This window comes from Pseudomonadota bacterium, assembly GCA_008501635.1.
In the GTDB taxonomy this organism is placed as follows: Bacteria; Pseudomonadota; Gammaproteobacteria; order QQUJ01; family QQUJ01; genus QQUJ01.
Genome location: QQUJ01000023.1, coordinates 14,230 through 40,950 on the forward strand (window position 1 = coordinate 14,230; position 26,721 = coordinate 40,950).

General features: G+C 61.9%; 24 protein-coding genes. 7 read left to right on the forward strand and 17 right to left on the reverse strand.

Annotated elements, in window-relative coordinates; all coding sequences use genetic code 11:
• The first annotated feature begins 45 nt into the window (after positions 1-45).
• The 3 genes from DWQ09_14600 to DWQ09_14610 all read left to right on the forward strand — a co-directional run bounded on the left by DWQ09_14600 (position 46) and on the right by DWQ09_14610 (position 3,233).
• Positions 46-1,044: a cytochrome-c peroxidase gene (locus DWQ09_14600; protein KAA3626817.1), complete on the forward strand. Its 999-nt coding sequence runs from the start codon at positions 46-48 to the stop codon at positions 1,042-1,044.
• Positions 1,045-1,062: 18 nt separating this feature from the next.
• Positions 1,063-1,974, forward strand: a complete 912-nt coding sequence (locus DWQ09_14605; protein KAA3626818.1) for a phosphorylase — start codon at positions 1,063-1,065, stop codon at positions 1,972-1,974.
• 221 nt (positions 1,975-2,195) lie between these two features.
• Positions 2,196-3,233: a GGDEF domain-containing protein gene (locus DWQ09_14610; protein ID KAA3626819.1), complete on the forward strand. Its 1,038-nt coding sequence runs from the start codon at positions 2,196-2,198 to the stop codon at positions 3,231-3,233.
• Positions 3,234-3,236: 3 nt separating this feature from the next.
• On the opposite strand, the gene DWQ09_14615 is transcribed toward DWQ09_14610, so the two are convergent.
• The 5 genes from DWQ09_14615 to DWQ09_14635 all read right to left on the reverse strand — a co-directional run bounded on the left by DWQ09_14615 (position 3,237) and on the right by DWQ09_14635 (position 8,043).
• Positions 3,237-3,806: a hypothetical protein gene (locus DWQ09_14615; GenBank protein ID KAA3626820.1), complete on the reverse strand. Its 570-nt coding sequence runs from the start codon at positions 3,804-3,806 to the stop codon at positions 3,237-3,239.
• 68 nt (positions 3,807-3,874) lie between these two features.
• The gene (locus tag DWQ09_14620; protein KAA3626821.1) at positions 3,875-4,432 is read right to left on the reverse strand and encodes a DUF924 domain-containing protein; all 558 of its coding nucleotides are present in this window, start codon (positions 4,430-4,432) and stop codon (positions 3,875-3,877) included.
• A 92-nt stretch (positions 4,433-4,524) separates the two neighbouring features.
• Complete coding sequence (locus DWQ09_14625) at positions 4,525-6,849, reverse strand: aldehyde ferredoxin oxidoreductase (GenBank protein KAA3626921.1); 2,325 nt, start codon at positions 6,847-6,849, stop codon at positions 4,525-4,527.
• A gap of 115 nt (positions 6,850-6,964) precedes the next feature.
• Complete coding sequence (locus DWQ09_14630) at positions 6,965-7,438, reverse strand: MarR family transcriptional regulator (protein KAA3626822.1); 474 nt, start codon at positions 7,436-7,438, stop codon at positions 6,965-6,967.
• An 86-nt stretch (positions 7,439-7,524) separates the two neighbouring features.
• Positions 7,525-8,043: a bifunctional (p)ppGpp synthetase/guanosine-3',5'-bis(diphosphate) 3'-pyrophosphohydrolase gene (locus DWQ09_14635; protein ID KAA3626922.1), complete on the reverse strand. Its 519-nt coding sequence runs from the start codon at positions 8,041-8,043 to the stop codon at positions 7,525-7,527.
• 598 nt (positions 8,044-8,641) lie between these two features.
• Here DWQ09_14635 and DWQ09_14640 point away from each other — a divergent pair.
• Positions 8,642-8,845: a hypothetical protein gene (locus DWQ09_14640; protein KAA3626923.1), complete on the forward strand. Its 204-nt coding sequence runs from the start codon at positions 8,642-8,644 to the stop codon at positions 8,843-8,845.
• Positions 8,842-11,790, forward strand: a complete 2,949-nt coding sequence (locus DWQ09_14645; protein ID KAA3626823.1) for an EAL domain-containing protein — start codon at positions 8,842-8,844, stop codon at positions 11,788-11,790. The genes DWQ09_14640 and DWQ09_14645 overlap by 4 nt, the downstream gene beginning before the upstream one ends.
• A gap of 12 nt (positions 11,791-11,802) precedes the next feature.
• On the opposite strand, the gene DWQ09_14650 is transcribed toward DWQ09_14645, so the two are convergent.
• The 4 genes from DWQ09_14650 to DWQ09_14665 are packed head-to-tail and all read right to left on the reverse strand — an operon-like array spanning position 11,803 to position 14,352.
• Entirely contained in the window at positions 11,803-12,618 is an 816-nt protein-coding gene (locus tag DWQ09_14650) for a tRNA cyclic N6-threonylcarbamoyladenosine(37) synthase TcdA (GenBank protein KAA3626824.1), read from the reverse strand.
• Positions 12,619-12,630: 12 nt separating this feature from the next.
• On the reverse strand, positions 12,631-13,410 hold the full coding sequence (locus tag DWQ09_14655) for a TatD family deoxyribonuclease (GenBank protein ID KAA3626825.1): 780 nt from the start codon (positions 13,408-13,410) through the stop codon (positions 12,631-12,633).
• Positions 13,401-14,069 (reverse strand): DsbA family protein, encoded by a 669-nt coding sequence (locus DWQ09_14660; GenBank protein KAA3626826.1) that lies wholly within the window; start codon positions 14,067-14,069, stop codon positions 13,401-13,403. The genes DWQ09_14655 and DWQ09_14660 overlap by 10 nt, the downstream gene beginning before the upstream one ends.
• Positions 14,053-14,352 (reverse strand): hypothetical protein, encoded by a 300-nt coding sequence (locus DWQ09_14665; GenBank protein KAA3626827.1) that lies wholly within the window; start codon positions 14,350-14,352, stop codon positions 14,053-14,055. The genes DWQ09_14660 and DWQ09_14665 overlap by 17 nt, the downstream gene beginning before the upstream one ends.
• 176 nt (positions 14,353-14,528) lie before the next feature.
• On the opposite strand from DWQ09_14665, the gene lon reads away from it, so the two are divergent.
• The gene (gene lon / locus DWQ09_14670) at positions 14,529-16,937 is read left to right on the forward strand and encodes an endopeptidase La (GenBank protein ID KAA3626828.1); all 2,409 of its coding nucleotides are present in this window, start codon (positions 14,529-14,531) and stop codon (positions 16,935-16,937) included.
• Positions 16,938-17,079: 142 nt separating this feature from the next.
• Here lon and DWQ09_14675 read toward each other — a convergent pair whose 3' ends face one another.
• The 6 genes from DWQ09_14675 to DWQ09_14700 all read right to left on the reverse strand — a co-directional run bounded on the left by DWQ09_14675 (position 17,080) and on the right by DWQ09_14700 (position 24,929).
• A complete protein-coding gene (locus DWQ09_14675; protein ID KAA3626829.1) occupies positions 17,080-17,727 on the reverse strand; it encodes an MBL fold metallo-hydrolase in 648 nt (215 codons plus the stop codon).
• A gap of 51 nt (positions 17,728-17,778) precedes the next feature.
• A complete protein-coding gene (locus tag DWQ09_14680) occupies positions 17,779-18,675 on the reverse strand; it encodes a 2-hydroxy-3-oxopropionate reductase (protein ID KAA3626830.1) in 897 nt (298 codons plus the stop codon).
• A gap of 11 nt (positions 18,676-18,686) precedes the next feature.
• The gene (gene hyi / locus DWQ09_14685; protein KAA3626831.1) at positions 18,687-19,463 is read right to left on the reverse strand and encodes a hydroxypyruvate isomerase; all 777 of its coding nucleotides are present in this window, start codon (positions 19,461-19,463) and stop codon (positions 18,687-18,689) included.
• A 107-nt stretch (positions 19,464-19,570) separates the two neighbouring features.
• Positions 19,571-20,362, reverse strand: a complete 792-nt coding sequence (locus tag DWQ09_14690; protein ID KAA3626832.1) for an alpha/beta hydrolase — start codon at positions 20,360-20,362, stop codon at positions 19,571-19,573.
• A gap of 10 nt (positions 20,363-20,372) precedes the next feature.
• Entirely contained in the window at positions 20,373-21,665 is a 1,293-nt protein-coding gene (locus DWQ09_14695; GenBank protein KAA3626833.1) for an O-acetylhomoserine aminocarboxypropyltransferase, read from the reverse strand.
• A 141-nt stretch (positions 21,666-21,806) separates the two neighbouring features.
• On the reverse strand, positions 21,807-24,929 hold the full coding sequence (locus DWQ09_14700; GenBank protein ID KAA3626834.1) for an AAA family ATPase: 3,123 nt from the start codon (positions 24,927-24,929) through the stop codon (positions 21,807-21,809).
• Here DWQ09_14700 and DWQ09_14705 point away from each other — a divergent pair.
• Positions 24,168-25,256 carry a nitronate monooxygenase gene (locus DWQ09_14705; protein KAA3626924.1) on the forward strand — a complete coding sequence of 363 codons (1,089 nt, stop codon included), beginning with the start codon at positions 24,168-24,170 and terminating at the stop codon, positions 25,254-25,256. The two genes, DWQ09_14700 and DWQ09_14705, sit on opposite strands and share 762 nt — an antisense overlap.
• On the opposite strand, the gene DWQ09_14710 is transcribed toward DWQ09_14705, so the two are convergent.
• Both DWQ09_14710 and DWQ09_14715 read right to left on the reverse strand, forming a co-directional pair.
• The gene (locus tag DWQ09_14710; GenBank protein ID KAA3626835.1) at positions 25,175-25,393 is read right to left on the reverse strand and encodes a hypothetical protein; all 219 of its coding nucleotides are present in this window, start codon (positions 25,391-25,393) and stop codon (positions 25,175-25,177) included. The two genes, DWQ09_14705 and DWQ09_14710, sit on opposite strands and share 82 nt — an antisense overlap.
• Positions 25,394-25,419: 26 nt before the next feature.
• Positions 25,420-26,718, reverse strand: coding sequence for a sorbosone dehydrogenase (locus DWQ09_14715; GenBank protein KAA3626925.1), 1,299 nt, complete (start codon positions 26,716-26,718; stop codon positions 25,420-25,422).
• Positions 26,719-26,721: the final 3 nt, after the last annotated feature.

The following is a 26,721-nucleotide window of genomic DNA, read 5'->3' on the forward strand; positions in this document are numbered from 1 at the left end:
TGGAGACCGGATGGTACGCCAGGCCGGCTTTGAAGAGTCACATCGATGATAACTGCGCGAATCACCCTGTCCACCTTGCTGTTGCTGCTGTTCGGCGGCATCGTTTCGTCCGCATTTGCCACCGACAGTGAAAGACTGCTGCGGCGCGCATCGCGCTACTTCGAACCCTTGCCCGCTACCATGCCGGGCGCCGAGCAGGATACCGATGCGCGCATCGCGCTCGGCAAACAACTTTTTTTCGATGTACGTCTGTCGATCAACGATGGGCAATCGTGCGAAACCTGTCACCGCCTGGGAGAGGGCCGGGCAGGCATCGATAACCTGCCGACCGCCGTGGGCGCCAAAGGGGATGTGGGGCCGCGCAACACACCCACCGTTCTGAACGCCGGCTGGCAATTCAAGCAGTTCTGGGACGGTCGCGCCGAAGACCTGGCCGACCAGGCCAAGCAACCGATACTGAACCCCATCGAGATGGCCATGCCCAGCGCGGAGGCGGTGATCGAAAAACTCAAAGGCATTGCCGAATATCGGGAATCCTTTGCCAAGGCGTTTCCCGATAGTGCCGAGCCGCTGACCTACGACAATCTCGCGGAGGCCATCGCCGCCTTCGAACGCACACTGCGTTCCGAAAGTCGGTTCGACGATTTTCTCAACGGCGATACCGCCGCACTCAACGCGCAGGAGCAACGCGGCCTCGACGAGTTTCTGCGTCTGAGCTGCAACAACTGCCACGACGGCCCGTTGCTGGGCGGCGGCCTGTTTCGCAATATCGAGGAGAAGGCACCCTACCCGAATCAGAAGGACCGTGGGCGGATCGAGGTCACCAAAAATCCCGACGACCTGATGGTGTTCAAGGTGGCGCCGCTGCGCAACGTCGCGGTCACCGCCCCGTATTTCCACGATGGACAGGTTGCAACCCTGGCAGATGCCATCAATATGATGGGCCGGCTAGCCGTTGGTGTAGAATTCACCGCACAACAGGTGGATGAACTGGTGGCCTTTCTGGGCGCCTTGACCGACAAACAACTCGAAGGCGCGCGTTAGGCGCCCAGGAACCTTCCGATGGAAAACACGGCGTTAGGGTCGGCGACCCAGAGGGGGGCATTGTGGTCGCAACTGGTGGCGCGCTCGGTCGCGGCGCAGGCCGAAGGACATCAGTACTCGCTGCCCACACACGGCGAATGGTTCGAAGACGAGGGGCTGCATTACCTGATCCGCGTAGTCGACAACCTCTCGCGCAAGGACCAGGACAGACTTGCCGCCGCCCACGTGGCCGACGAGAAGGCGCACCCGTTCAGCCCGTTTCTACCCCCGGAAGAGCATCTGTTCGTCAGTGACCTCTCCGCGACACATTTCGCGGTCCTCAACAAGTTCAATGTGTTGGACAATCACCTCCTGGTCGTAACGCGTGAATTCGAAGAGCAGGACAAACCGCTCAACGCCGCGGATTTCGACGCGCTGTGGCGGTGCCTGAGTGATTTTCCCTCCCTGGGCTTCTACAATGGCGGCGAGGATTCGGGCGCCAGCCAACGCCACAAACACCTGCAGCTGGTACCGCTCGATTCGGGCGACCCCACGCATTGGTTGCCATGGCTGGAGCATTACGACAGAGCCATGCGCCCCGGTGAGATTACCCAGGCGCCCGAGCTGACCTTCAGCCACGCCCTCATCGGTCTGGAGATCAGCGAGCCAGAATTGGCGGGCACTCAACTCGAAGCGGCGTACTGGGCGTTGATCCACCACCTGGGATGGGTCGAAGGCGATCCTCGACAGCGCCGTCCACGCCCCTACAACCTTCTCGTCACCACCCACTGGATGGTGCTGATACCGCGTATCCGTGAATGCTGGAACGGCTTATCGATCAATGCCCTGGCGTTCATCGGCGCCTTGCTGGTGCGCAACGAAGAGCAAAAGAACGCCCTGCGCGAAATCGGTCCACGGCGAGCACTGCAGTCCATTTGCGCAACCATTTAGGGGCTTGCCGTTCTTGGCGTCCGCGTTGCGCGGACCCACAGCTACCTCCCTGATAATTCCGCACTGCAGCATTCATATAGAACCTATCTCAGAATCCCCCACGTGCTGCGTTGAGCCCCAGAGGGCCGGTCGCTCGTGGGAGATCTTGAGATAGGTTTTAGTGTCAATTTGTCCGGGCTATGCAGTAACATCACACCAGTCAGCTCAGGGAGGAGATAAACATGAACCTCGGGGCGCAGCGTTTCGACTTCAGAGTCATCGTTTGGCTGTGCCTGGCAACCGGGCTCACGTTAATCCCATTCACTGTGCTGCACGCCGCGACGGGTGACAAGCGTCTGTTTCTTCTGATCGGCGGGTTGGCTGTGTTGCTGATCGTCAGTGCCTATCGAATCTGGCGACGCGGTCGCGTAAATGAAACACTCGTCTACTTTACCGGTCTCAGCGTCAACTTCGTCACCGCCTGCGCCATCTATTTTGTCGGCGATCTGACCATCCATTGGGTGTACCCCGTTGTTGTCGTCAATCTGGTTCTCCTGCAGCCGCGCGCCGGCCTGGCAGCCAACGTGGTATTCGTTACGATTGTATTGTGGGCGGCGAGCAATTGGTTGTCGCTTGCCGAACTGAGTCGCGTTGCTGCCGCGCTGTTTATCCTTACCACCTGCGTCTATTTCTTTTCCTACTCTGTCTCACAGCAGCAGGACGCGCTGCGCACCCTGGCCTCGGTCGATCCTCTGACAGGCGCCGGCAATCGCCGTGCATTGCATTCCACGCTGGCGGAGACTGTTCAATCCCGGCAGCGTTACGGTTGCAGCGCTTCGCTACTGGTTCTCGATCTCGATCACTTCAAACGTGTCAACGATACACACGGCCACGACCGGGGTGATCAATTGCTGCGTGATGTGGTGCAGTTGCTAAAACGGCGTCTGCGCAGCGGCGACCGTGTGTTTCGCTACGGCGGTGAAGAGTTTGTCATCGTGGCGCCGCACACCCCGCTCACCATGGCCGCTCAATTGGCGGAGGATCTGCGCGGCGCTATTTCCCGGCTGAGCAGCCACAATTTGCCGGTTACCGTATCGCTTGGTGTTGTCGAATTGCAGCACGGAGAGGGTGCCGATACGTGGCTCAAGCGCGGCGACCAGGCGCTCTATCAGGCGAAGGCCGGGGGACGCAATCGTACGGTGGCGCACGGCACATGCTCCGGCTTGCGGCATGATCCTACCCTTGTCGATTCGCAGCCGCGCTCACTCGCATCATCCTGACAATTACGGGGTATTCAACGTTGAACCAGTGGTGTTGTTGGTTTCGCCGCCGGGCGCCTCATCCACCGTATTGGCCACGTCGGCGATTGCGACAAATCCGTAGATACCGCTGGTCCAAACCAGATCGTTCCAGAAGACGAGTTTGTGTTCGTAGACTTTACCCGCCGGCAACGCGGGTATCTTGATGACCACCTTGTCGGGATAGGCCGGGTGACTATAGCGTGACAGCCCGGGTGCATCCGGGCAGCCGCCCCCACCCCCGCGATGACCGCGTTTGCGGCAATCCAGCGTCAGCAGACTCGGGCCCGCCGCGCCGGCACCCTGATTTTTGACCCGCACCAACCCGTTCATCGGTTTATGGAGCAAAGGCACCAGGTCCGGCTTGAGCTTCGACAGTTCGGGCAATGCTTTGGGTGCCGGTCGAAATCGCGGCGGCAAGGCCTGGCGGTTGCCGATGTCCTCATGCTCGATGCCGGGAGCACGGGACGGCGCGGCAAAGAGGTCGATGCCGCTGACCGCCAGGATCAGTGCCACCGAGCCACTGACCAGATACTTCGGGATCCTCGTCTTCATGGTCACTCCTTACGATTCGATGCCAGGGATTCATCAACAGAGTCGTCATCCGGGCGTCGCTGGTTCAATCAACCGTGATACGAATCGGGATCATCGAGGTAAGCGAGTTCCTCGGCGGTGCTCTCGCGGCCGAGGGTGGCATTGCGATGCGGAAACCGCCCGAAGCGGCGCACGATGTCGCGGTGGTGCCGTGCCCATTTGAGATTGTCTTTGAGACCCGCGGCCTCGAAGAGCGCGACGGACCGGTCCTGGTCATCGAGCAATTCACTATGCATGAAGGGCAGGTAGAGAAACCCTTGGCCAGCGGCGTCCAACGCCTGATCGAAGCCCTTCGCAATGGCCCGTTCCGCGACCGCCCGCGACGCCGCTTCGGTGGAGAAACCCTCCGGCTGATCGCGAAACATGTTGAGCGGAAACTGGTCGAGCACGATGACCAGCGCCAACGCGCCGTTTGCCGTGGCTTCCCACTCCGCCAGCCTGCCCTCCGCTGCGGCTTGCCAGGTGGCGAGAAACCGATCGGTCACTTGCTGATCAAAGGCGCGAGTCGAGTTGAACCAGCACTTGCGTGCGGTGGGTGAAAACCAGAACTCAAGTATCGTGTCGGGCGTTGCGAGGGCGTTGTTCATAGGTCCGCTCCTGAGGCGGTTTCCCCTCAGTGTGGCAGCCCGCCCTGCCTACTGCCACGCTGGCAGCGCGATCCCGGGCGAACTCGCTCCCGTCAACCGCCGGCCAACATTGGCACGATCGTTACCTGATCGCCATTGCGCAAAGACGCCTGCTTCTCCCCGGAGAGCAGCATCTCGCCGTTGACGGCGATGTTGAGCGAACGGTCATCGAGTTTCTCGGCCGCCTCCGGCAGGCGGCGCTTAAGTGCTTCACGCAACTCGATCACGTTGTTGACCGGCTCGTCGATGATCACGCCATGCTCGGGGGCTCCCGGCAATTCGGGCGGCAAATCGACCTCGACAGCAAATCCGGTCACCACCTGTGCGAGGCGGCGATGCCACTCCAGCGTGGGGGCACCCTCGGCATCGAGTCCGGTCAGGGTGTAGAACCGCCGCTTGAGCGCTTCAAACTCCTGACGATCGATCTTCTCGCCGGCGAACGGTCCGAAGGTGTTCGACTCCTCGAACCAGCGCTTCGGCAGCGTGTCGTCCTTGGCGCGCAGGCCAAGCCTCGCGTTAAGCAGCCGCTCGATACCGGTGATGTTGCGACCCGCTTCCAGCACCTGCTCGGGTGTGAAGTCCACACCGGTCAGCGCCGTCAACTGGTGTGCGAAATCACTCGGTGCCGGCAGGCTGGGGGAGTTGAAGAGCTGGGTGTTGAAACGGCACATACCCACCGCGTCGCCGGCGGCGTAGGTGTCCTCGCAACGCCGCACCGCGTACTCCTTGCCCTCGTAACTGTTGGGCTGCGCGGCGACGAACCCGCCGTAGAGCGCAGTCTTGAATTCCGGATCATCATTGACCCGGGCGTTGATCTCCAATGTCACGCGATTGCGCAGATGATCCATGCCGCGGGTCGCCACGGCGAGGCCCAGCGCAAAGGCCTTGAGAATGCGCGCATCGTGCGGATCGGACTGAAACAGCCCTTTACTCGCCATCCGGTAATCCAGTGCCTCGGGCGGGTACTTGCCGGTATCTACCGCGCGCGCCGAATCGGCGATCACGTCCCCGAAACCCTCGCGTGCCGCGGTCATGAACAACAGCTTCTCGATCAGGTCGTAGTTACCCCACTCCAGCTCCAGCCCGCCGGTGTGCGAGGTGTCGATGATGCCGCGCTGAAAGAGTTCGAAGGCCCAGGCGATGGCGCTGCCGGTGCTGGCCGAATCCATCCCCAGGTCGTTGAGGATATTGTTGAGGCGCAGTACCTGCTCGGCCTCCTTGATGCCGATGTTGGGGCCAAATTTGCCCAGCGTCACGTACTCGGGGCCATCGCCCTTGTCGTAGCGATCGAACTTGCCGTCGTTGTGTATACCCTTGTAGGTTTTTCCATGATCGTGTTCGACGTCGGCCTGCGGCTTATCGTAGCTGGCGTTGCCCTTGAGCCCTTTCAGCGCGTGCGCGCCCCAGCCGCCCTTGCCCTCCGGCGTCAGATCGTTGCGCGCGCGACAGTGCACCGGGCATTTGTAGCAGCCATCCATACCGGGACGGTAGGGATCGATGTTGTCGGCATCCAGCGTATCGACCCAGGTGGTCTGCTGGTTGTTGAGCGTGCCCATGGCACCCAGCACGCGGCTGGGCTTATAGAGGAACGGCGTGCCGACCTTTTTCAGCGCATTGCGTATGACGCTGGTGGAGAGGATCTTCTTGCCGATCTGCTTGTTGAACTTCTTGTAGACGTCGCTGTATTCGGTCTCCGGCAGTTCGCCTAGCACGAGAATACCTTTCAGGCGCAGCGAACCCATCTTGGCGCCCGAGCCGCCACGCGCCCAGATTGCCTTGGGTCCGGCCATGATCCCGCTGCAGAGCACACCGTTCTCCCCCGCCTGCGTGAGGCGCGCCAGCGCCATGGTGCGGCGCTCCTCGCAGTCGAAATCGCGCTCGATGGCCTGCGTGAAATCGATGTTGTTCATACCCACGTAGGCCGACGCATCGAGAAATTCCACCTCCGCGCCGCTGAGCTTCAGCAGTGTCCACTCCTTGGCGCGCCCGTAGACGACGATGTGATCGTAGCCGTGACGGCGCATGAAACTGGGGAAGTAATCGCCGACGCTGGAGTCGAGAATCGCGTAGCTGTCGGGCGACTTGCTGGTGACGTTGCCGCGGGTGGCGCCCGGGACGTTGCTGGTGAGCGTGCCGGCCCCGAAGATCAGGGGCACCTCGGGATCGAGTGCGTCGCGCTCCGCCTCCAGCAAATTGTAGAGCAGGTACATGTTGGCGCCGCGGTTGCTCAGGAAGGTGCGGAACACCTCGACCGGCAGGTAGCCGCGCCGCGTTTCACGCCGTTCCAGATCGACAAACAAGACTGCGCCCTGAGTGGTGTACTGCGGTGCATCGTGCAGGCGCTGCAGGAGCCGATCGACACGTTCGCGAATTGCCATAGTCATACCCTCACCGCTGATGTAACAGGATACGAGGAGCATACTCCATAATTGTTGGAGTTCCAACTATTATGGCCATACGCGGCCGGGCACCGGGACCGCCGCTAGCAGCTAACTAACGGTATTTCGGGAATATTTTCGCCAACAGCCGAACCAGGGTTTCCCGCTCGTCGGCGCTCAGATTCTGTACCAGACGCTGTTCGTGCTGTTCGACCATGGGCCGGAGTTTCGCCAGCAGCGCCTTGCCCTTGCGGGTCAGCGACAGCGAGTTGGAGCGCCGGTCGTCGACGGCGCGTTTGCGCTCCACTAATCCCCGCCCCTCCAGATTGTCGATAACCGACACCACCGTGGAGCGATCGAGATGAATGGCCTGCGCCAGATCGGTCTGCTTGAGCCCGGCATTGACATCGATGAGCGCCAGGGAGGCGAACAGCGTAGGCGTGATATCGAGGTCGCCGAACGCCGCCGCAAAATCTCTGAATACCGCGATCTGCGCCAGCCGCACATGATAGCCGACCAGTTGGGGTAGCAGATCGAAGTCGAGCTTGGGTTCCGCGTCCTGATTGTGTAAGGGTTGTATCGTCGCCATGCGTCCAGGTTGCCTGCAGCCGAAAAACCGCCTCATTCTAGCCCAACTTCGCCCCGATGTGCGGGATCATCGCTCTCCGCCACCGCTCAGGGACGCTTTCGGTAGACCTCGTCGAAGAGTTTCTCCAGGCCGGGATGGATACCGCGCAGCATATCGATCACCGCCCTGGCCCAATCGAAGTATTCGCGGCGCCGTTCCAGGTCCCAGCCGGCGGGCGGTCGCGAGAGCATATCGCGCAGGTTGCAGATCTTGTCAGCCAGCTTGACCAGTTTGGCCCGATCACTGGCAATCGATGCGTGCTCGATCTGCAGCCGCTTACGCTCGGCCTTGGGCAAAGACTGATCGTCGGTGACCTCGACAACCACATCGGCAATCTCTGCGCCGAAGTGCTGCATGAGTTCGGCGTGCGTGGTTTCGGTGTCCTCGATGGTGTCATGCAATACGGCGGCGCAGAGTACCACCACGTCGCGCACTCCGCCTTCGTTGCACAGCACATCGGCGAGTTCGATGGGATGGTTGATATAGGGGGAGGCAGGGAGATCCTTGCGGCGTTGATCGCGGTGCTTGTCGGCAGCAAAATCCAGCGCCCGCAGCACCTGTCCCATTTCGTTCATAGCGCGTTCTTGATCTGTGACGAGAGAGACATTGTGCCTCGAATGCCCGAAAGACTAAACGGGCAGATAGGTCAAGTTACGTCGGTGACTTCCGCCGATAGCAATCGGCAAGTGGCATTCACGAAGGCGTCCTGTCTGATTATCAGCCGCGCGGGCAAACCCCTCTCCAGCCCGGGATATCCTCGTCCGTGACGACATCGGCGCTGCCCGCAAACCCACCGCATGCACCGCAGCCGCAGAGGCCTGGCAGCGATTCACCACACTCATGGTCTCGCCCAATGCAGGTTCGTGCCATCCTCATACCCGGACCAGGGTCTACACTTGATTTGAAACAGAGAATTCGGGAGTTCAGGGTAAGTATGCTTGCCGGGGCCGTCAGTCGGGGTGTGTCCATCCAGCCGAGTCGCCCCCGTAGGATGCAGGGAGGGTTTCGCGCTTGCCCACCGCACACAATCGGAATCCAGCCGCCTTCACCGCACTCAAGGCGCTGTCCATTCCCACCAACGACCCGCACGTCCCACTGGCGGATACCGTCGATGACGACCTTTTGGTGCAGATCGAACCCGGTCGGGGCAGCACTTTTGCGCCGATCATCGCGGACACCCCCGACAATCTGGAGTCGATCAGGGTGTTGCTGGAGGACGCCGGCTTTATCGCCATGAACTCACACGCCATGACGGGCGACAGGGATCGGTTGCTGGCGGCCGGATGCGATGGGTACATCGAAAAGCCAATCGATGCGGATCGCATCATCAATGAAATCCAGGCGTATCTCAGGAGGAGACAATCGTGAAAATCCTGGTCGTTGACGATCATCCCGACGCCCGCATTCTGCTCGCAGAGTCCTTGCGGGCTGAAGGTCACGATGTGCAATGCTGCACTGACGGTCTCAAAGCGCTCGCCTGCATCAGAGAGTGGCACCCCGATCTCGTCATCTCCGACATCATGATGCCCCACATGGACGGCTATACCCTGTGCTGGGAAATCAAGGCCGATCCCGATTTGCAGGGCACGGCCTTCATTTTCTATACCGGCACCTACATCGAGCCCGAGGACGAAGAACTCGCCATCGGACTGGGTGCGGCACGATTTCTCGTCAAACCCATCGATCCCATCGAGTTCGCCTCCATCATTCGGCAGTTGGTGGAAGAGCAGCGCGCCGGCACTCTCCCCAGCCCCGACCATACCCAGCAGAACGCCGTCTCCCTCTCGCGCCTGCATTCGAAGATCCTCACGCGCAAATTGCAGGAGAAGATCATCGCGCTGAACAACGAGCACCGGGCGCAGTTGGAAACCTTCAGCCTCAACGCGGTCATCCTCGAAACGGCGGCGGATGCCGTCATCGCCATCGACACCGACAACCGCATCGTCTTTGCCAACGCCGCTGCGACGCTTTTGCTGGGTTATTCCAACGAGCAACTGCTGCGCATGTCGCTCATCGATGTGATTCCGGAACAGTTTCGCAATCGGCACGAAAAGGCTTTCAGAAAATACCTGAACACCGGCAAGAAACGTAAAGCAGGCTGGATCGGCCTGCCGCTGCAAGTACTGGATGCCAGGGGCACCAGGATTCCGGTCGAGGTCTCTTTCGGCGAACGTATCGGGGAGGGCCGCAAGCTCTTTATCGGCACACTGCGCGACATGCGCGAGCGCAGAAAGGCCGAAGAGGCGCTGCACCTCTCGGCGCGCATTATCGCCACCACCTCCGACCTGATCGCCGTCGTCGACAAGAACTACACCTACCGGATGGTCAACGACGCCTACTTCAAGATGTTCGGCAAACCGCGCGAAGCCATCGTCGATCACACTGTCGCCGAGTTGCTCGGAAAAGAGAACTTCGAGTCGATCGTCAAGGACAAATACGACCGGAGTTTTGCGGGGGAGAGCGTCACCTTTCAGTCCTGGTTCGATCTGCCGCGAATCGGCAAACGCTACATGGAGGCCTGCTACTACCCGAATCGTAGTACCGACGACACGATCCACGGCGCCATCGTCTGTGTTCGCGACATCACCGAGCAGCGCCTGGCCGAGGATGCACTGCGGCTCAGCAACCGGGCCCTGGAGGCAAGCAACAACGGTATCGTCATCACCGATTCCAATCTGCCCGACAAGCCGATCATCTACGCCAACCCCGCCATGTGCCGTTTGACCGGTTACAGCCATGAGGAACTGATCGGCAAAAATCCGCGCTTGCTGTTTCGCAGCGACCGCGATCAAACCGGACTCGAAACGATCCGCCAGGCACTGCGCGAGCGGCGATCCGCCGAAGTCATCGTCCGCAACTACCGCAAGGACGGAAAGCTGTTCTGGAACAACATGCACGTTGCACCGGTTTTCGACGAGCACGGCGCCTTGACTCACTACGTGGGCATAGCCAGCGATGTCAGCGATCAGATGCACTACGAAGAGGAGCTGCGCTTTCAGGCAACCCACGATACTCTCACCGGTCTCGCCAATCGCAGTCTGTTGCAGGATCTGCTCGAACAGGCCATCTCCTACGCCGATCGCCGTAACAACAAAATCGCGGTCCTGTTTGTTGATCTCGACCGCTTCAAGCAGATCAACGACAGCCTCGGCCACGGCATCGGCGACGAACTGCTGAAGCAGGTGGCGCAGCGCATCAACGAGCGGGTACGCAAGGGAGATTCGGTCGCACGTCTGAGCGGCGACGAATTCGTGCTCATCCTCTCCGACGTACCCGACGAAGACGCGGTTGAAAAGATTGCCCGTTCCATCCACGGCTCCCTCGCCCTGCCCTTTCAGGTACTGGGCCACGAGGTACTGATTACCTGTTGTATCGGCATCAGCCTTTATCCCCGCGACAGCCGCGAAGCGGATGCCCTGTTGCGCGACGCCGATATCGCCATGTACCGCGCCAAGGAGCTGGGGCGTGATGCCGTGCAGTTTTTCTCCGCCGAGATGTCCTCCACCATTTCGGAGCGCATGTCCATCGAGATCGGCCTGCGCCGGGCGCTGGAGCGTGGCGAGCTGCGACTTCACTACCAACCGCAGTTCAGTCTCAGCGCAAACAGGATAATCGGTGTCGAAGCGCTGGTGCGCTGGCACAGCGCCGAACGCGGCCTGGTCTCTCCCGCCCAGTTCATACCCGTTGCCGAAGAAACAGGACTGATCGTCCCCATCGGCGAATGGGTGTTGCGCGAGGCGTGCCGGCAGCTCGGCCAGTGGCGCTCGGAGGGGATCTCCCTCGATCTCGTGGCGGTCAATGTGTCCGGGTTGCAGATACAGCGCAGCGATTTCGTCACCGCGGTCCAGGCAGTGCTGCACGAGGCCAAGCTCGCGCCATCGTCATTGGGACTGGAGGTCACGGAGAGTGTCGTCATGCGCCAGGCCGATGTTGCGATCGCCGCCCTGGACCAATTGAACAAGGTGGGCGTGACGCTGGCGATCGACGACTTCGGAACCGGTTACTCCTCCCTTTCGTACCTGAAGCGGCTGCCGATCCATAAGCTCAAGATCGATCAATCGTTCGTTCGCGACATCCCCGCCGACACCAACGATGCCGCCATTGCCCGCGCCGTGATCGCACTCGGCAAGAGTCTGCAGCTACGGGTTGTCGCCGAAGGGATCGAAACGGACGAACAGCGTATGTTCTTGATCAAGGAAGGATGCGACGACGGGCAGGGCTATTTCTTCAGCCGGCCCCTGCCTCCGGAAGAACTCGAACCGCTGCTGCGCGCCGGACCGGGAAAACCGGAAAGTACCGACTGGGTTATATGACGCCTTGACCCGCTAGCGCGGGCTGTCAGACACCGCGTCGGCAGCCACTCTCAGCCGGCGCGCCAACGCCTTGTCGATCGCCCGCGCGGCGGCGACCAGACCAAACGTGGCAGTCACCGCGGTCGCTGCCCCATACCCCATGCTGCAATCGAGATGCACCCCGTGGATGCCGGGTTTCTCCTGGCAGACGGTGCCGTCAGATTTTGGGTAGACCGGCTGCTCGTCGGAGAAAACGCACTCCACGCCGAAATAGCGCTGGGGATTGCGCGTAAAGTTGTGGTGATCACGCAGATGTTTGCGCACTTTGGCTGCCAATGCATCGTTGTAGGTGCGGCTCAGATCGACCACACGGATCCTGGTCGGGTCACGTCGTCCCCCCGCGCCCCCGGTGGTGATGATCGGGATCTTGTTGCGTTTACAGGTATAGACCATCGTCGCCTTGACGCTGATGCTGTCGATGGCATCGATGACGTAGTCATAATCCCGTTCCAGCAGTTCGCGATGGTTGCGATCGGTGAGAAAATCATCGATCAGATCACACCGGATATCAGGATTGATCTGCCGTGCCCGTTCGCCCAGCACCTCGATCTTCTTGCGGCCGAAACTGGCAGTCAGCGCGTGGCTCTGGCGATTGACATTGCTGGCGCACACCTCATCGTAATCGATCATCGTAAGACGCCCGATTCCCGAACGTGCCAACGCCTCGACCGCCCAGGAGCCGACGCCGCCCACACCCACCACGCAGACGTGCAGATCGCGCAGCAACGCGTAGCGCTGATCGCCGTAGAGGCGGCGCAGACCGGCAAAGCGAAGATCGTAATCAGCCATGCGTGGAAAGTATCAAGCTGGCTGGCGTCCATCGAGGCCCAGCACAGCGCAGGCATTGGCGGTAGTGGTCGCGGCGATCAGTTCCAGTGCCTCGGCGCGTATCTCTGCCAACGCTTCAGCCACCTCGATGAGGTACTCAGGGCTATTGCGCTCCCCATGGTGGCTGGCAACCACCAGATCGGGGGCGTCGGTCTCCAGCACTATGGCCTCCAACGGCAGTTCGCGGGCCAATCGCCGGATATTCCGGGAACGCTCGTAGGTCAGTGTGCCGCCAAAACCAAGCTTGAACCCCAACTCTAGGTACTGTTCGGCCTGCTGCAGGCTGCCGTTGAAAGCATGAGCGATGCCACCCTTCACCCGTATACGACGCAGCACCGCAAGCACCTCGTCATGGGCCTTGCGCACATGCAGCAGCACCGGCAGGTCCGCCTCGCGTGCGCAGGTCAATTGCGCCGCAAAAAGCGTTTGCTGACGTTGATGATCGATGGATTTCACGTAGTGATCGATACCGATCTCACCCACGGCGACCGGGCGTTCGCGCCGCAGATAATCGGCCAGAAGAGCGACGTCTTGATCCTGATGGAGATCGAGATAGACCGGATGCAGCCCCAGCGCGGGCAGGAGCCCACTTTCCCTGGCGCACAGCGCGAGCAACCCATCCCATCCCGACGCGGTAACGGCAGGCACGACGATGCGTGTGATTCCCATGCTCCGACACCGTGCCAGCACGGCCTCCCGATCGGCGTCGAACTCGCTCACGTCGAGGTGGCAGTGGGTATCGATCAGTTCCATGTCGCTGTGCGTTCAGCGAGTAGCGTCTCGATCGTTGCGCGCATCGGCGCGGCATCGCCGTAATCGAGGGGCACCAGCCAACGACCTGCAGCGGTCACCAGGATCAGACTGGGGTAGCCGGATGCCCCTAAGGCATCGGTTTCCTCGATTTCCGCCAGCAGCTGGCGCTGCGTCGCCGGATCACGGAGAGTCGCGCGAAAGCGGTCCGCATCGAGACCCAGCTCTTCGGCCAGCGCCACCAGCGTCGCCTCATCGGAGGGATTGCGCGCCTGCTGATAGTAGGCCTGCTGTATGACGCGCGTCATGGCAGCGTCGTACTGCTCGCCCTGGGCACGTGCCGCGATCACCGCGCGACAGGCCGGGTAGGTGGAACGGCGCGGTTGGCATTTCGTCCAGAAATCGAAATTGAAGCGAGTCCCCGGTACACGCGTTTCAATCCGGCGCCAGGTGGCCTGCAATTGTTCACGCATCGCCTCGGGCATGGGCAGATCGGTATCGGGAGCCAGCCCACCCAACAGGCGTTTCACGGTTACTCCGGCAGGAAGCTCATCCTGCAAGCGGGTCCAGACCGGGGCAAAACCAAAACACCAGCTGCACATGGGATCATGCGCGTAATAGAGGATCGCATCGCCCGTGGTTGCGCTAGGCACGACCGGCATCGCTGTCGTTGGGCGAGTGAAAATACTCGCTCTCTTCGGCGGCCAGCTTGACCAGGCGCTGCAACTCTTTCAACCGCTGGCTGGCGGTGCCGAGCGGCGAGCAATCCTCGCACAACGGATCGCCACAAGGTTGCCGCGAATAGAGCCAATACTGAATGGCGCCGGCCACCAGGCCATCGGCGACATCCCAAAGATCGGCCTCCTGGTCATTGTCTGCCAGCTGGTTGCCCAGATCGATGGTGTGGCGCGCGGCCTCTTCGTATACGGAGTCGTCTTGTTCCATGGGGGAGTCGAACGTCTTCGGGATCTGCGGAAAGCGGGGGTTGATTCTAGCAGATCGAACCCCAATATGACCCCGCAGACACACCCGTTTCAGCTCAACAACCGGCTGTCCCGCTGGCGGCGGACGGCAACTCCACGACCCTGGCACATCGACAGGCCACCCGCAAAGAAGAGCTCATGCAAGAATCCGACACCCTGAACGGCGAAATCATCAACACCGAGGCCGGCAACGACGCGGCGGTTCATTCCGATCTGGCTGTACCGGGTGACCTGCTGCCCAATACCCTGCACATCCTGCCGATTTTCGAGCGGCCCTTCTTCCCCGCCCAGGCCCTGCCCATGCTGCTCGATGCCGATCAATGGCTGGAGACGGTCGAGGCGGTGGGCGAGGCCGCACACCATAAAGTGGGAATGCTGCTGGTTCATACCGAACCTCAGCAACTGCCCGACCCCGAAGACTTCTTTCGCGTCGGCTGCGTGGTGCGTATGCACCATCCGATCCACAACGGCGACAAGATCCAGTTCATCGCCGAGGGTATGCAGCGTTTTCGCATCGTGCGCTGGATGAGCAAGAAACCGCCCTTTGTCGCCCAGGTGGAGTACCCTGACGAGGCGACCGATCGCAGCGATGAGGCACGCGCCTACGCCATGGCGCTGATCAACACCATCCGCGAGCTGCTGCCCCTCAATCCGCTCTACGGCGAGGAGCTCAAACAGTTCCTCAATCGTTTCAGCCCCAACGAGCCTTCGGCGCTGGCCGATTTCGCGGCAAGCCTGGTCACCTCCGGGCGGGAAGAGCTGCAGCGGATTCTGGAGACCTTCCCGGTGCGCCAGCGTATGGAGCGGGTGCTGCTGCTGATCAAGAAAGAGCTGGAGGTCGCCAAACTGCAGACCAAGATCCGCCAGCAGGTGGAAGAGAAGATCTCCGACCAGCAGCGCAAGTTCTTCCTGCGCGAACAGCTCAAGGAGATCCAGCACGAGCTGGGCATTGCCAAGGATGATAAGACGGCGGACATCGAACGCTTCAAGCAGCGCCTGGCCAAACTGACGGTGCCCGAACAGGCGCAGAAGCGCATCGACGAGGAGCTGGAGAAACTTGCGATACTCGAATCGGGCTCGCCCGAATACGGTGTCACCCGCAACTACCTGGATTGGCTGACCAACCTGCCGTGGGGGGTGCACTCCAAGGACAAACTCGATTTAAACCGGGCGCGTAAAATTCTCGATCGCGACCACGACAGTCTGGAGGATGTGAAGGAGCGTATCGTCGAGTTTCTGGCGGTGGGTGTGCTGAAAGGCGAGATTCGCGGCTCGATCCTCTGTCTCGTCGGCCCGCCGGGTGTGGGCAAGACCTCAATCGGCCGCTCCATCGCCGATGCCCTGGGACGCAAGTTCTACCGCTTCAGCCTCGGCGGCATGCGCGACGAGGCCGAAATCAAAGGCCACCGCCGCACCTACATCGGCGCCATGCCCGGCAAATTCATCCAGGCCATCAAGGATGCGGGCGTCGCCAATCCGCTGATCATGCTCGACGAGATCGACAAGGTGGGCGCCTCCTACCACGGCGATCCCGCCTCGGCACTGCTGGAGGTGCTCGATCCGGAGCAGAACATCGATTTCCTCGATCACTATCTCGACGTGCGCTTCGACCTCTCCAAGTGCCTGTTTATCTGCACCGCCAACCAGCTCGACACCATCCCCGCCCCATTGCTCGATCGCATGGAGGTGATCCGATTATCGGGTTACATCACTGCGGAAAAACTGGAGATCGCCAGGAACCACCTCTGGCCGCGCGCCCTGGAAAAGACCGGATTGAAGGCAAGCCAGCTAAAAATCAGCGATGCCGCGCTGCGCCAGGTGATCGAGGGCTACGCCCGCGAAGCGGGCGTGCGCAACCTGGAGAAGCAGCTACTGCGCATCTGCCGCAAGACGGTGGTGCGCGTGGCGCGCTCGCGCAAGGCGCTGAAAACCGTGCGTGTCGGTGTCACCAATCTCGAGGAGTTCCTGGGAAAACCGTTGTTCAAGCCGGAAAAGCCGATCCGCGGCGTGGGGGTGGCCACCGGTCTGGCCTGGACGCGGCTGGGCGGCGTCACACTGCCCGTCGAGGCGACGAAAGTCCACAGCAAGAATCGCGGCTTCAAACTCACGGGCAAATTGGGCGAAGTGATGCGCGAATCGGCCGAACTCGCCTACTCCTACATCGCCTCGCATCTCGCTGACTACGGTGCCGATTCCGACCATTTCGACAACGCCTTCATCCACCTCCATGTACCCGAAGGCGCGACACCCAAGGATGGCCCCAGCGCCGGTATCACCATGGCCACCGCGCTGCTCTCGCTGGCCCGCAACGTGCGCCCACGCGGACCCATCGCCATGACCGGGGAGTTGACTCTCACGGGGCAGGTTCTGCCGGTGGGCGGCATCCGTGAAAAGGTGATCGCCGCACGGCGGGTGAAGATCAAAGAGCTGATTCTTCCCGAGGACAACCGCCGTGACTTCGATGAACTCCCGGACCATATCCGCGCCGGTCTGACGGTGCACTTCGCCAGCCACTACGACGAGGTAGCGCCGGTGATGTTTAGGTAGGAGATCGATTAAGTTTTTTTCGCGCAAAGGCGCGAAGACGCAAAGTCTGCTAAGAAAAATATTGCAGAAGCAGTCAAAAGTGTTCTAACGGTTTAATTTGCGTCCTTGGCGCTTTTGGCGCCTTTGCGCGAGACCAACTAAATCACAAATCCATCACCCGATCCCCCACGAAGGGGTTGTTCTCTCGCTCGGCACCGAAGGTCGATGCCGGTCCGTGACCGGGAAGGAACTCCACTTCATCGCCCAGCGGGAACAGCTTCTGGCGGATGGAGTGCATCAGATCGTCGAAATTGCCGCGTGGGAAATCGGTGCGGCCGATGGAGCCCTGAAACAGCACATCGCCCACCACGGCCAGTTTCTCCGTCGGGTGGTAGAAGACCACGTGGCCCGGCGTATGCCCCGGGCAGTGGATCACCTCCAGGGTCTCGTTGCCCACCTGAACGGTATCCCCGTCCTCCAGCCAGCGTGACGGTTCGAACGATTGGGACCTGCCAAAGCCGAACTGGATTGCCTGTTGCGGCAGTTCGTCGATCCAGAACTTATCGTCGATGTGCGGCCCTTCGATGGGAACACCCAGACGCGCAGCCAGTGCCGCCACCGCGCCCACGTGATCGACGTGGCCGTGGGTGACCAGGATCTTTTCTACGGTAGCATCCGCCTCTTTGACGGCGCCCAGAATGCGCTCGATATCGCCACCGGGATCAACGATGGCGGCCTTTTTGGTCTTTTCACAGACCAGCAGCGAGCAGTTCTGTTCGAAGGGGGTGACGGGTACGACATAGACTTTCACGGCAGAGTCCTTGGTTCCAGCGAAACGCGGATTCTACCAGAAGCCCGACTATCAACCCTCAGCCGCCCCGATTTCATGGTTGGCGAGCCGCTCCAGTGCCCGCACCAGGGCCGAGTGGTCCCAGCCCGCGCCGCCCAGGGCCGCGCAGGCGTTGAAGAGCTCCTGCGCGGTGGCGGTATTGGGCAGCGCCACCCCCAGGGCGCGCGCCCCTTGCAGCGCCAGGTTGAGATCCTTCTGGTGTAACTCGATACGAAATCCCGGATCGAAGGTGCGCTTGATCATGCGTTGGCCGTGCAGCTCCAGAATCCGCGACTGCGCCAATCCGCCCAGCAAGGCTTCGCGCACCCTGGCCACGTCGGCACCGGCTTTCGACGCGAACAGCAGCCCTTCGGCGACGGCCTCGATGGTCAACGCCACCACGATCTGATTGGCCACCTTGCAGGTTTGACCGTCGCCATTGGGACCGATGTGGGTGATGGTCTTGCCGACGATCTCGAGGTAGGGCCTGGCGCGCTCGAAACCTTCCGGTGTCGCTCCCACCATGATGGTCAGGGCGGCGTTGACCGCCCCCACCTCGCCGCCGGAGACCGGCGCGTCCACATAGTCACCCCCCGCGGCGCGGATACGCTCGGCGAAATCACGCGTTGCCAGCGGCGCAATGGAACTCATGTCGATGACCAGCGCACCGGGCTGCAGGCCGGCGGCGACACCCTGCTTATCGAACAACACCGCTTCCACCTGCGGCGTGTCGGGAACCATGATGATGATCACCTCGGCGCGTTGCGCCACCTCACGCGGATTGGCGCAGACCTCGATGCCCTTCGCCAGCAGGTCGCCCGGTACCGCGCTGCGGTGCTTTACGGTACACACGGTGTGCCCGGCGTCCAGCAGATGCCCCGCCATGGGCCGGCCCATGATGCCCATGCCGATGAATCCGATTGTGCTCATCGCAATCTCCCTCACAGATAAGGTCGCAACCACGCGAGACCCGCCTCGGTGGTGGTCGCCGGCTTGTACTCGCAGCCGATCCAGCCTTCGTAACCCAGCGTATCGAGGCGATCGAACAGGAATGGATAGTTGATCTCGCCGCTCCCCGGTTCGTGACGGCCGGGATTGTCGGCCAGCTGCAGATGACCGACGCGCGCCAGGTTGGTTTCGATGGTTCTCGCGAGATCACCCTCCATGATCTGCATGTGGTAGATGTCGTACTGCAGGCACAGATTGTCCATACCCACCGCAGCGATGATCGCCAGCGCCTGCCGCGTGTGGCAGAGAAAAAAGCCGGGGATGTCGCGCGTATTGATGGGCTCGATGAGCAGCGTGATACCCGCAGCCGCTGCGCGTTCCGCAGCGTAGCGCAAATTTTCGATGAAGGTTGCGCTCGCTTCCGCTTCCGCCAAACCATGCGGACGGATACCGGCCAGACAGTTGAGCCGGCGACACCCCAGCGCGGTGGCATAGGTGATCGCCTGCTCGACACCGGCGCGAAACTCTTCGCGCCGCTCCGGCAGACACGCAATCCCGCGCTCGCCCGCTGCCCAGTCGCCGGCGGGAAAGTTGTGCAGCACCTGAGTAAGACCGTTGGTGCGCAACGCCTCAATCAGATCTTGCGCCGGGTATTCGTAGGGCGAGAGATATTCCACCCCCCTGAAGCCGGCGGCCGCGGCCGCAGCGAATCGCTCCTGAAACGGCACCTCGTTGAACAGCATGGTCAGATTGGCGGCGAAACGGGGCATGCGGTTGCCTCCTTCTTGACGGTGATTGCACCCCTTAAAGGGTAGGCCGTTTTTCGGCGGAGAGAGCGTCGCAATCCGCGACTACAGCAGGAGAAACAGCGACCGCGCTATGCCAGCGCTTCGATCAACGCATCCAGCAGCGCATCCGGTTTCTCGTTGAAAAGCGAGTGACCGCTGCCGGCCAGGGTCATCACCTGGACCCTGGGTAATGCCGCTATCAACGCCTTGGCGTTGCGCGGTGGCGTCATCAGATCTTTATCGCCCACGATCAGCGTGGTGGGGCACTGCACCCGCGCCGCAACCTCCAACCCCGTCTGATAGTCGTTGCAGGCGCTGAGATCGGTATGGATGGCGCCGGGACGCGCACGCTCCAGCAAGCGCATGCCCATGCCCGGATTCCACATGCCGATCTGCTCGTTGCCGCCGGTCAACGCGGCACGTGCATGGCCGAAGATATTGAGCATCTCCAAGGCCAGGTGATCGTTGTCCGCGGCTGCGGCGAGCAGTTGGTCATTGACCGGCATCGGAAATGAGGTGCCAATCAGCACAGCGGTGCTCACCCGTTCGGGATGGCGGCCTGCGGCATCGAGTGCGACCAGGGAGCCCATGCTGTGCCCCGCCAGCGCGGCTTGCCGCACACCCTGGGCGTCGAGCACGGCAATCACCCAATCGGCGATCGCCTCGATGCTGTCCAGCGGTTCGCCCGCGGAACGTCCGTGACCGGGCAGATCCAGCGCCAGAACACCCCAGCCATGATGCGCAAACCAGCGCGCCGGCAACACCCAGATGGAGTGATCCATGCCGGTGCCGTGCACAAACACCACGCACGGCTTGGAGGGATCGAAAGGACGTCCGCCGGTGGCGGCGAAGACGCGCTTGCCATTCACATCGAAGTACATTGCGCGGCTCCTATTTTTGTGAGGCGTAGAGGGCGCGGCTCAGGTCTTCGATAAGATCCGCCGCATCTTCCAGCCCGATAGAGAGCCGCACCAGCCCCTCGCTGATACCAGCGGCCTTGAGCGCTGCGGTGTCCATGCGATGATGCGTCGTGCTCGCCGGGTGGATCACCAGCGATTTGGCATCGCCGACATTGGCGAGATGCGAGAACACCTGCAGGTTCTCGATCAGCTTCTGCCCCGCCGCGCGGCCGCCCTTGACGCCGAAGCTGAAGACCGCCCCGCAACCCAGGGGCAGCATCTGCCGGGCCAGGGCGTGATCGGGATGCTCCGGCAGCTCCGGATACATGACCCACTCCACGGCGTCGTGATCGTTGAGAAAGCCCACCACCTTGCGCGTGTTCGTCACATGGCGCTGCATGCGCAACGACAGCGTTTCGATGCCTTGCAGGATGTGGAATGCTGAAGTCGGGCTGAGGCAGGCGCCGAAATCGCGCAGCCCCTCCTTGCGCGCCCGGGTGATGAAAGCAGCGGGTCCGAACTCCTCGGCGAAATTGAGGCCGTGAAATCCTTCGTAGGGTTCAGAGAGATGGGGGAATTTGCCCGCTTGCTCCCAGTCGAAGGTACCGCCGTCGATCAGCACCCCGCCGATCACCACGCCGTGGCCGCTGAGAAACTTGGTGGCGGAGTGAAAGACCAGATCGGCCCCCAGCTCGATGGGCCGGCACAGATAGGGGGTGGCGAAGGTGGAATCGACCAGCAACGGCAGATCGGCCGCATGCGCGACTTTGGCAATCTCGCGCACATTCAAGACATCCAGCCCGGGGTTGCCGAGGATCTCGCCGAAGACCAGGCGCGTGTTGGGACGAATCGCCGCGGCAACCGCCTGCGGATCACGCGCATCGACAAAGGTGGTCTCGATACCGAAACGCGGCAGCGTGTACGCCAGCAGATTGTGACTGCCGCCGTAGAGCGAATGCGAGGAGACGATGTGGCCCCCCGCCCCCATCAGCGTCGCCACCGCCAGATGCAGGGCCGCCTGACCGCTGGCGGTGGCGATGGCGCCGACACCGTTCTCCAGGGCCGCCATGCGCTCCTCCAGCACCGCGTTGGTCGGGTTGGAGATGCGCGAGTAGACATGCCCGGTGCGCTCGATGTTGAACAGCGAGGCGGCGTGATCGGTATCGCGAAACGCGAACGACGCCGTCTGATAGATGGGTGTGGCCCGCGCCCCCGTTGTCGGATCGGGCTTCTGCCCGGCGTGCAGCATCAGGGTATCGAATTGGGGAAGCGACGGTTTGGCCATGGGCGGGATCTCTGATGGGTGGGTCGCGGCGTAGCATTGCAGCTTGGCGACGGCGCCGCAAGCCAACCACCGCCGGCAGTCAACCCCGGTGAGCGATGCGCGCGACCGCCACGCGACCTGCGGTGGTGACGGATCAGTGATCTATTGGGTGCTGCGCGGTTCGGCCAGCAGCGTCATCAGGACATGTGTCGCACGCTGTGCGGCCTGCCCGTCCCACATCGCGGGCACCGTATCGCGGCGCAACGGCTCGGTAAGCGCAATCGTTACCGCTTCGATGATCTCCACCGGATTGAAGCGACACAAACGATTGCCGCCGCTCTCAACCGTGATCGGCCAGGGTGTCTCATCGCTCAGCGTGATGCAGGGGACACGCAATGCCGTGGACTCGACTTGCATCAGCTCGGTATCGGTGACCACGACGCGCGCGTCGACCAGCAATTCCAGCGATCGAATCGGGTCGATCAGCGCCAGCATGTCGATGTTCCACTTGCGCCACTGTCGCACCGGACCCGACGGGTGCAGCGCATCCATCAGGGGTTGCGACACCAGCAGCCGAATCGGCAGCATCTCGCCGATATCGCGCAGAACTCTCAACAGCAGTTCGATGTGCCCGGGCTTTGAGGTACGCTCATCGCGCAGTACAACCAACGCACACCCGGTCTTGGTTCCGTGCGCGCCGTGGCGCTTGGGATCGGCTGCCTGACCAAGCTCTATCCCGTCGCGTGCCAGCAGGCTGGCAAGAGCGTCGACGCGCAGATTGCCGATCTCGCGGATTCGCTTGCGCTGAATGCCTTCCATCAGCAGGTTGACCTGCGAAAGCGAATCGCTCACGAGCAGGCAATCGGCAAGCCGCTCCAGCAGCGCCTGGTTCATACTGCGACTTTTACTGGCGGCACCCAGGCGTCTTCCCGCCTCGACCCGCACTTGCGGTACGCCGAGTTTGTTCGCGGCCAACGACAGGCCCAGCATGATGTCGCTGTTACCCACGCTGAGGAGCAATTTGACGTTGCCGGTGCTCAGTAACTCAGCGCCGGTGCGCAGAGGCTCGATCAGCGCGCTGGCCTGCTGATCCTCAGCCGGGGCAATCGCGCCCAGGGGGCGCCACACCACGCGTTGGGAGCGGCTGCTCCATGGGGGACGTTCCGCATTCAGCTCGCCAGGCTCCACCAGCACCGTGCACTTGCCGATCTGTTTCGCCAACGATTTGATCAGCGGCGCCAACACATAGGCCTCTTCCACGGTGGCGCAGACCGCTACCAGCGGCGTGTTGATCGCATCTCGACGTTGAGCTGCCCGGTTGGCCGAAGCTGAACGGGATGGTTCGGATTTCGGCATCCCCGGCGCCGGCAACACTTCGGTAACAGCGACCGCCTGCGAGTTGTCGGGCACCGGAGTTTCGCGTTTCGGTGGCAGACCCGCAGGTGCCACAGGGCCCATCTGCAACGGCCCCGGCAGCTTGGAGCCGGTATCGCTCCCCACCGTGAAATCGACGGGAGGTGGCGAAGGCTGCACGGCAAAGAACGCCGAGTTCGCGCTTTCAATCAGGCGTTCAACCATAGCGACGTTCCACGCCAGCCCCCTACCCTTCGCCAGAATACCGCGCACCTGTTCGCAGAATCGTTTCAGCTTGCGCGGGAGACCTTCACTCCACTGCGCGACTCGTTCACACATTTCCGCTGGCAGGCGCGGCAGGTCCTTGTAGCCTTCGAACTCGGCCCACCCCTGCATGAAATCGTCGATATCAGTGGTCGCAAGCGGAGCCAGCTGATACGAACCGATGAGGTGTTCGATGCCGCCGCCCTTGCTTTCGGTAAACCGCAGGCGCCGGCCGATAAGGAACACCTGAAGCAGCGGATGACCCGATTTCTGCATTTGACAGAGCCTGGAGAGTTCGCCGAGATCGGCCTGTTGCAAATGATCGGCATCATCGACGATCAACAGCGAGCGCCCGCCCTTGGAAAGTCGAGCCGAGAAATTGCGCTCCAGCGCATCGAGCAGTTTTGGCTGCGGCAGGCTGTAGTGCGCCAACCCCAGCCCCGCCGCCAACTGGCGATAAACACCGTTGCCACCCACCCGTTCGCCCGACAACAGGACCACCGCGTCGGCCGGCGCCTTCCATTCCTGGATGACCTGGCGTGCGATCGTGGTCTTCCCCACCCCTGCCGGCCCGGTGAGCGCGAATACACCCCGCCCCTTCTCCAACGCATAACGAAAATAGTCGAGAGCACGCCGCTGACCCTCACCGCGGAAAAAGAAGCCCGCGCGTTTGGGTTTCGCACTGCCGCGAGCATTCGATTGTGGAACCGAGGCCATGGTCAGTCTCTCACTCCACGGAGTGCGCAGGTTGAAAACGGAGCTGTCTGGACAATCATTCCCTGAGAGTAGCGGAGTCCGGGCTTCACTCCAAGCGACGGGACTGCCTTGCCGCCCGCTGCACACGGGGTGTCGCATCGACCGTGGCGCGCCTATGCTCTGCGTGTGGCATACGAAAAGGGGTAGCCAATGCCGACCGCGACTGGATTGACGAGACAACTGGGCATCACGCATCCCATCTTTCAGGCGCCCATGGCGGGAGGCGCAACCACGGCCGATCTCGTCGCCGCGGTCTGCCAGGCAGGGGGACTGGGTTTCCTCGCTGCCGCCTACACTGCACCGGAGACCATCGCGCGCACCGCCGCCCAGGTGCGCGAACGCACCGACCGACCGTTCGGTGTCAATCTCTTTGCCCCGCTGCCACCCCCCGACGGCACCTTGGACCCAACGCCGGCGGTGGCGAAACTGCGCCCGTTTCACCAGGCAATGCAGCTGCCGCCACCGCTGCCGCCAGCGTTCAGCCCCGACCCCTTTGATGAACTTTTTGCGGCGGTGATCGAGTGCGGTGCCGCCGTGCTCAGTTTTACCTTCGGCCTCCTCCCGGCGACAGCGCTGCAGGAGGCCAAATCGAGAAAAATGTACGTGATAGGAACAGCGACCACCGTTGAAGAGGGTATGGCACTGCAGGCATCGGGGGTTGATGCGGTCGTCACGCAGGGCGCCGAGGCGGGTGCGCACCGGGGCACCTTTCTGCGCAGTTTCAACGACTCCATGGTAGGCACCCTGGCGCTCGTACCGCAGATGGTGGACGCGCTCACCATCCCCGTTATCGCGTCGGGTGGAATCATGGACGGGCGCGGCATTGCGGCCGGGCTGGCTTTGGGTGCAGAAGCCGTGCAGATGGGCACGGCGTTTCTGACGTGCCATGAAGCTGGCGTGTGTGAAGCGCACAAGCTCGCCATTCTTGACGCGCAGGAATCCGACACCCGCATCACGCGCGCCTTCTCCGGGCGACCGGCACGGGGTATCGCCAACCGGTTTATGGAGACGATCGAGAATCCGTGTGAGACAGAGTCGATTCTTCCCTACCCGCTGCAGAATGCGCTGACCCGTCCACTGCGCACGGCCGCGGCAAACGCAAACCGTCCGGAGTTTCTGTCGCTCTGGGCCGGTCAGGGAGTTCGGCTTTCACGTCGTCAATCGGCCACCGAGTTGATGGGCCAGCTGGTTACCGAAACGGATGCCGTTATCCAACGGCTGTCCACGCTGGGCAGATAGGGAAGGTTCCAGCGCAATCGGATTCCCGTGGGAGCGGCGGCGATGGTTTGAGAGGCAATGTGCCGCGGCGAGCGCAATGGCTTGCCACTGGAACGCTTGCCGCCGATCGGTTGCAGCCCGATCAACAGGGAGCGCACGCCTTCACAAAAAGCCGCCAGCCTGCCTATTTCGCCGCGCCCGCATTGCTTCGTTCGTTGCCCACGTACCGTACCCGCCAAATCCGTCCGCCTTTGTCATCACCGATATAGAGCGTTCCATCCGGGCCGATAGCCACGCTCATCGGCCGGTGATCGGCCACGCTTGGATGGCTGATGAACTGCTTGCCCGCGAAACCATTGGCGAAGATCTCCCATTCACCGGACGGTTTGCCATTGCTGAAGGGGACAAAGGCGACGAGGAAGCCCTTCTGCTCGAAAGGACGGCGATTCCAGGAGCCGTGGAAAGCAACAAATGCTCCGTCCCGATACCGCGCGGGAAACTGCTCGGCGTCATAGAACACCAGGCCGTTGGGGGCAAAGTGTGCGGGAAAGGCATAGACAGGCGCCGTGTACCGGGCGCATCGACCGGCTTCGTTTCCGTCGCCGCCATACTCCGGTGCCAGCACGCGCTGCTTTTTCATGGGATCGTAGTAGCAATAGGGCCATCCAAAATCGGCACCCCGGGATATCAGCAGGAACTCCTCAGCCGGGAGTTCGGCGCTTTGTTCCTCGGTGAAGAGGTGCGGCCAAAGATCGTGCAACTGATCGCGCCCATGCTGAACCGCGTACAACGACCTGGTCTTGTTGTCCCATGCCATCGCGATGAGATTACGCGTTCCGGAGGCATACTTGACTCCGTCAACCAACTGCTGCTGGTTCAACTGATCGGCCCTGAAGCGCCATACGCTCGCCTGCCGTTCGCGTTGCGGGCAGGGCTGCAAACCCGGCGAACCCGGTGTGCGGGCCTGCTCCTGGCAGGCGTTGGATGGCGCGCCGACATTGACGTAGATCGCCCTCCCCAGCGGATCGATGGCAAAGGTTTTCGCCCGATGCCCGCGCTGAACCGGGAATCCCTCCACGACAACCTCCGCGACACCCGACGGGGTCAGCGCCCCGGGCTTGATCGGATAGCGCACGATCATGTTGTTCATGCTGGCGTAGAGGTAGCCGTCCAACAGTGCAATGCTGTTGCCGGCATGCTCACCAAAGTGTCCCCGTTTGTCGGCCTTTCCATCCCCGTCGCTATCGGCAAGTGCCAGGATGCTTTTCCCGTTGAGCAGGCCGCCAAGATTGGCGTACAGGACACCCTCCCTGGACACCGTGATGTGGCGCGGACCACTGCCGGTGTCCGCGTATACCCAGGCGCAAAAACCTTCCGGGAGCGTGAGTCCCGCGTTGTCTGCGGCGCACCGCGGATCAGCGATGGCCTGCGCGCTGACCGCCAGGCCAAGCCAGCAAGCCGCCACTGCCTTAAGGACAATCATCTT

Bases quoted from the DNA above. Each gene is read 5' to 3' on its own strand.
- DWQ09_14610 (KAA3626819.1), top strand. From the start codon at position 2,196: ATGAACCTCGGGGCGCAGCGTTTCGACTTCAGAGTCATCGTTTGGCTG.
- DWQ09_14695 (KAA3626833.1), bottom strand. From the start codon at position 21,665: ATGGCCAAACCGTCGCTTCCCCAATTCGATACCCTGATGCTGCACGCC.
- hyi (KAA3626831.1), bottom strand. From the start codon at position 19,463: ATGCCCCGTTTCGCCGCCAATCTGACCATGCTGTTCAACGAGGTGCCG.
- DWQ09_14680 (KAA3626830.1), bottom strand. From the start codon at position 18,675: ATGAGCACAATCGGATTCATCGGCATGGGCATCATGGGCCGGCCCATG.
- DWQ09_14615 (KAA3626820.1), bottom strand. From the start codon at position 3,806: ATGAAGACGAGGATCCCGAAGTATCTGGTCAGTGGCTCGGTGGCACTG.
- DWQ09_14630 (KAA3626822.1), bottom strand. From the start codon at position 7,438: ATGGCGACGATACAACCCTTACACAATCAGGACGCGGAACCCAAGCTC.
- DWQ09_14605 (KAA3626818.1), top strand. From the start codon at position 1,063: ATGGAAAACACGGCGTTAGGGTCGGCGACCCAGAGGGGGGCATTGTGG.
- lon (KAA3626828.1), top strand. From the start codon at position 14,529: ATGCAAGAATCCGACACCCTGAACGGCGAAATCATCAACACCGAGGCC.
- DWQ09_14600 (KAA3626817.1), top strand. From the start codon at position 46: ATGATAACTGCGCGAATCACCCTGTCCACCTTGCTGTTGCTGCTGTTC.
- DWQ09_14660 (KAA3626826.1), bottom strand. From the start codon at position 14,069: ATGCCGGTCGTGCCTAGCGCAACCACGGGCGATGCGATCCTCTATTAC.
- DWQ09_14655 (KAA3626825.1), bottom strand. From the start codon at position 13,410: ATGGAACTGATCGATACCCACTGCCACCTCGACGTGAGCGAGTTCGAC.
- DWQ09_14620 (KAA3626821.1), bottom strand. From the start codon at position 4,432: ATGAACAACGCCCTCGCAACGCCCGACACGATACTTGAGTTCTGGTTT.
- DWQ09_14625 (KAA3626921.1), bottom strand. From the start codon at position 6,849: ATGGCAATTCGCGAACGTGTCGATCGGCTCCTGCAGCGCCTGCACGAT.
- DWQ09_14665 (KAA3626827.1), bottom strand. From the start codon at position 14,352: ATGGAACAAGACGACTCCGTATACGAAGAGGCCGCGCGCCACACCATC.
- DWQ09_14635 (KAA3626922.1), bottom strand. From the start codon at position 8,043: ATGGGACAGGTGCTGCGGGCGCTGGATTTTGCTGCCGACAAGCACCGC.
- DWQ09_14690 (KAA3626832.1), bottom strand. From the start codon at position 20,362: ATGTACTTCGATGTGAATGGCAAGCGCGTCTTCGCCGCCACCGGCGGA.
- DWQ09_14715 (KAA3626925.1), bottom strand. From the start codon at position 26,718: ATGATTGTCCTTAAGGCAGTGGCGGCTTGCTGGCTTGGCCTGGCGGTC.
- DWQ09_14650 (KAA3626824.1), bottom strand. From the start codon at position 12,618: ATGGCTGATTACGATCTTCGCTTTGCCGGTCTGCGCCGCCTCTACGGC.
- DWQ09_14705 (KAA3626924.1), top strand. From the start codon at position 24,168: ATGCCGACCGCGACTGGATTGACGAGACAACTGGGCATCACGCATCCC.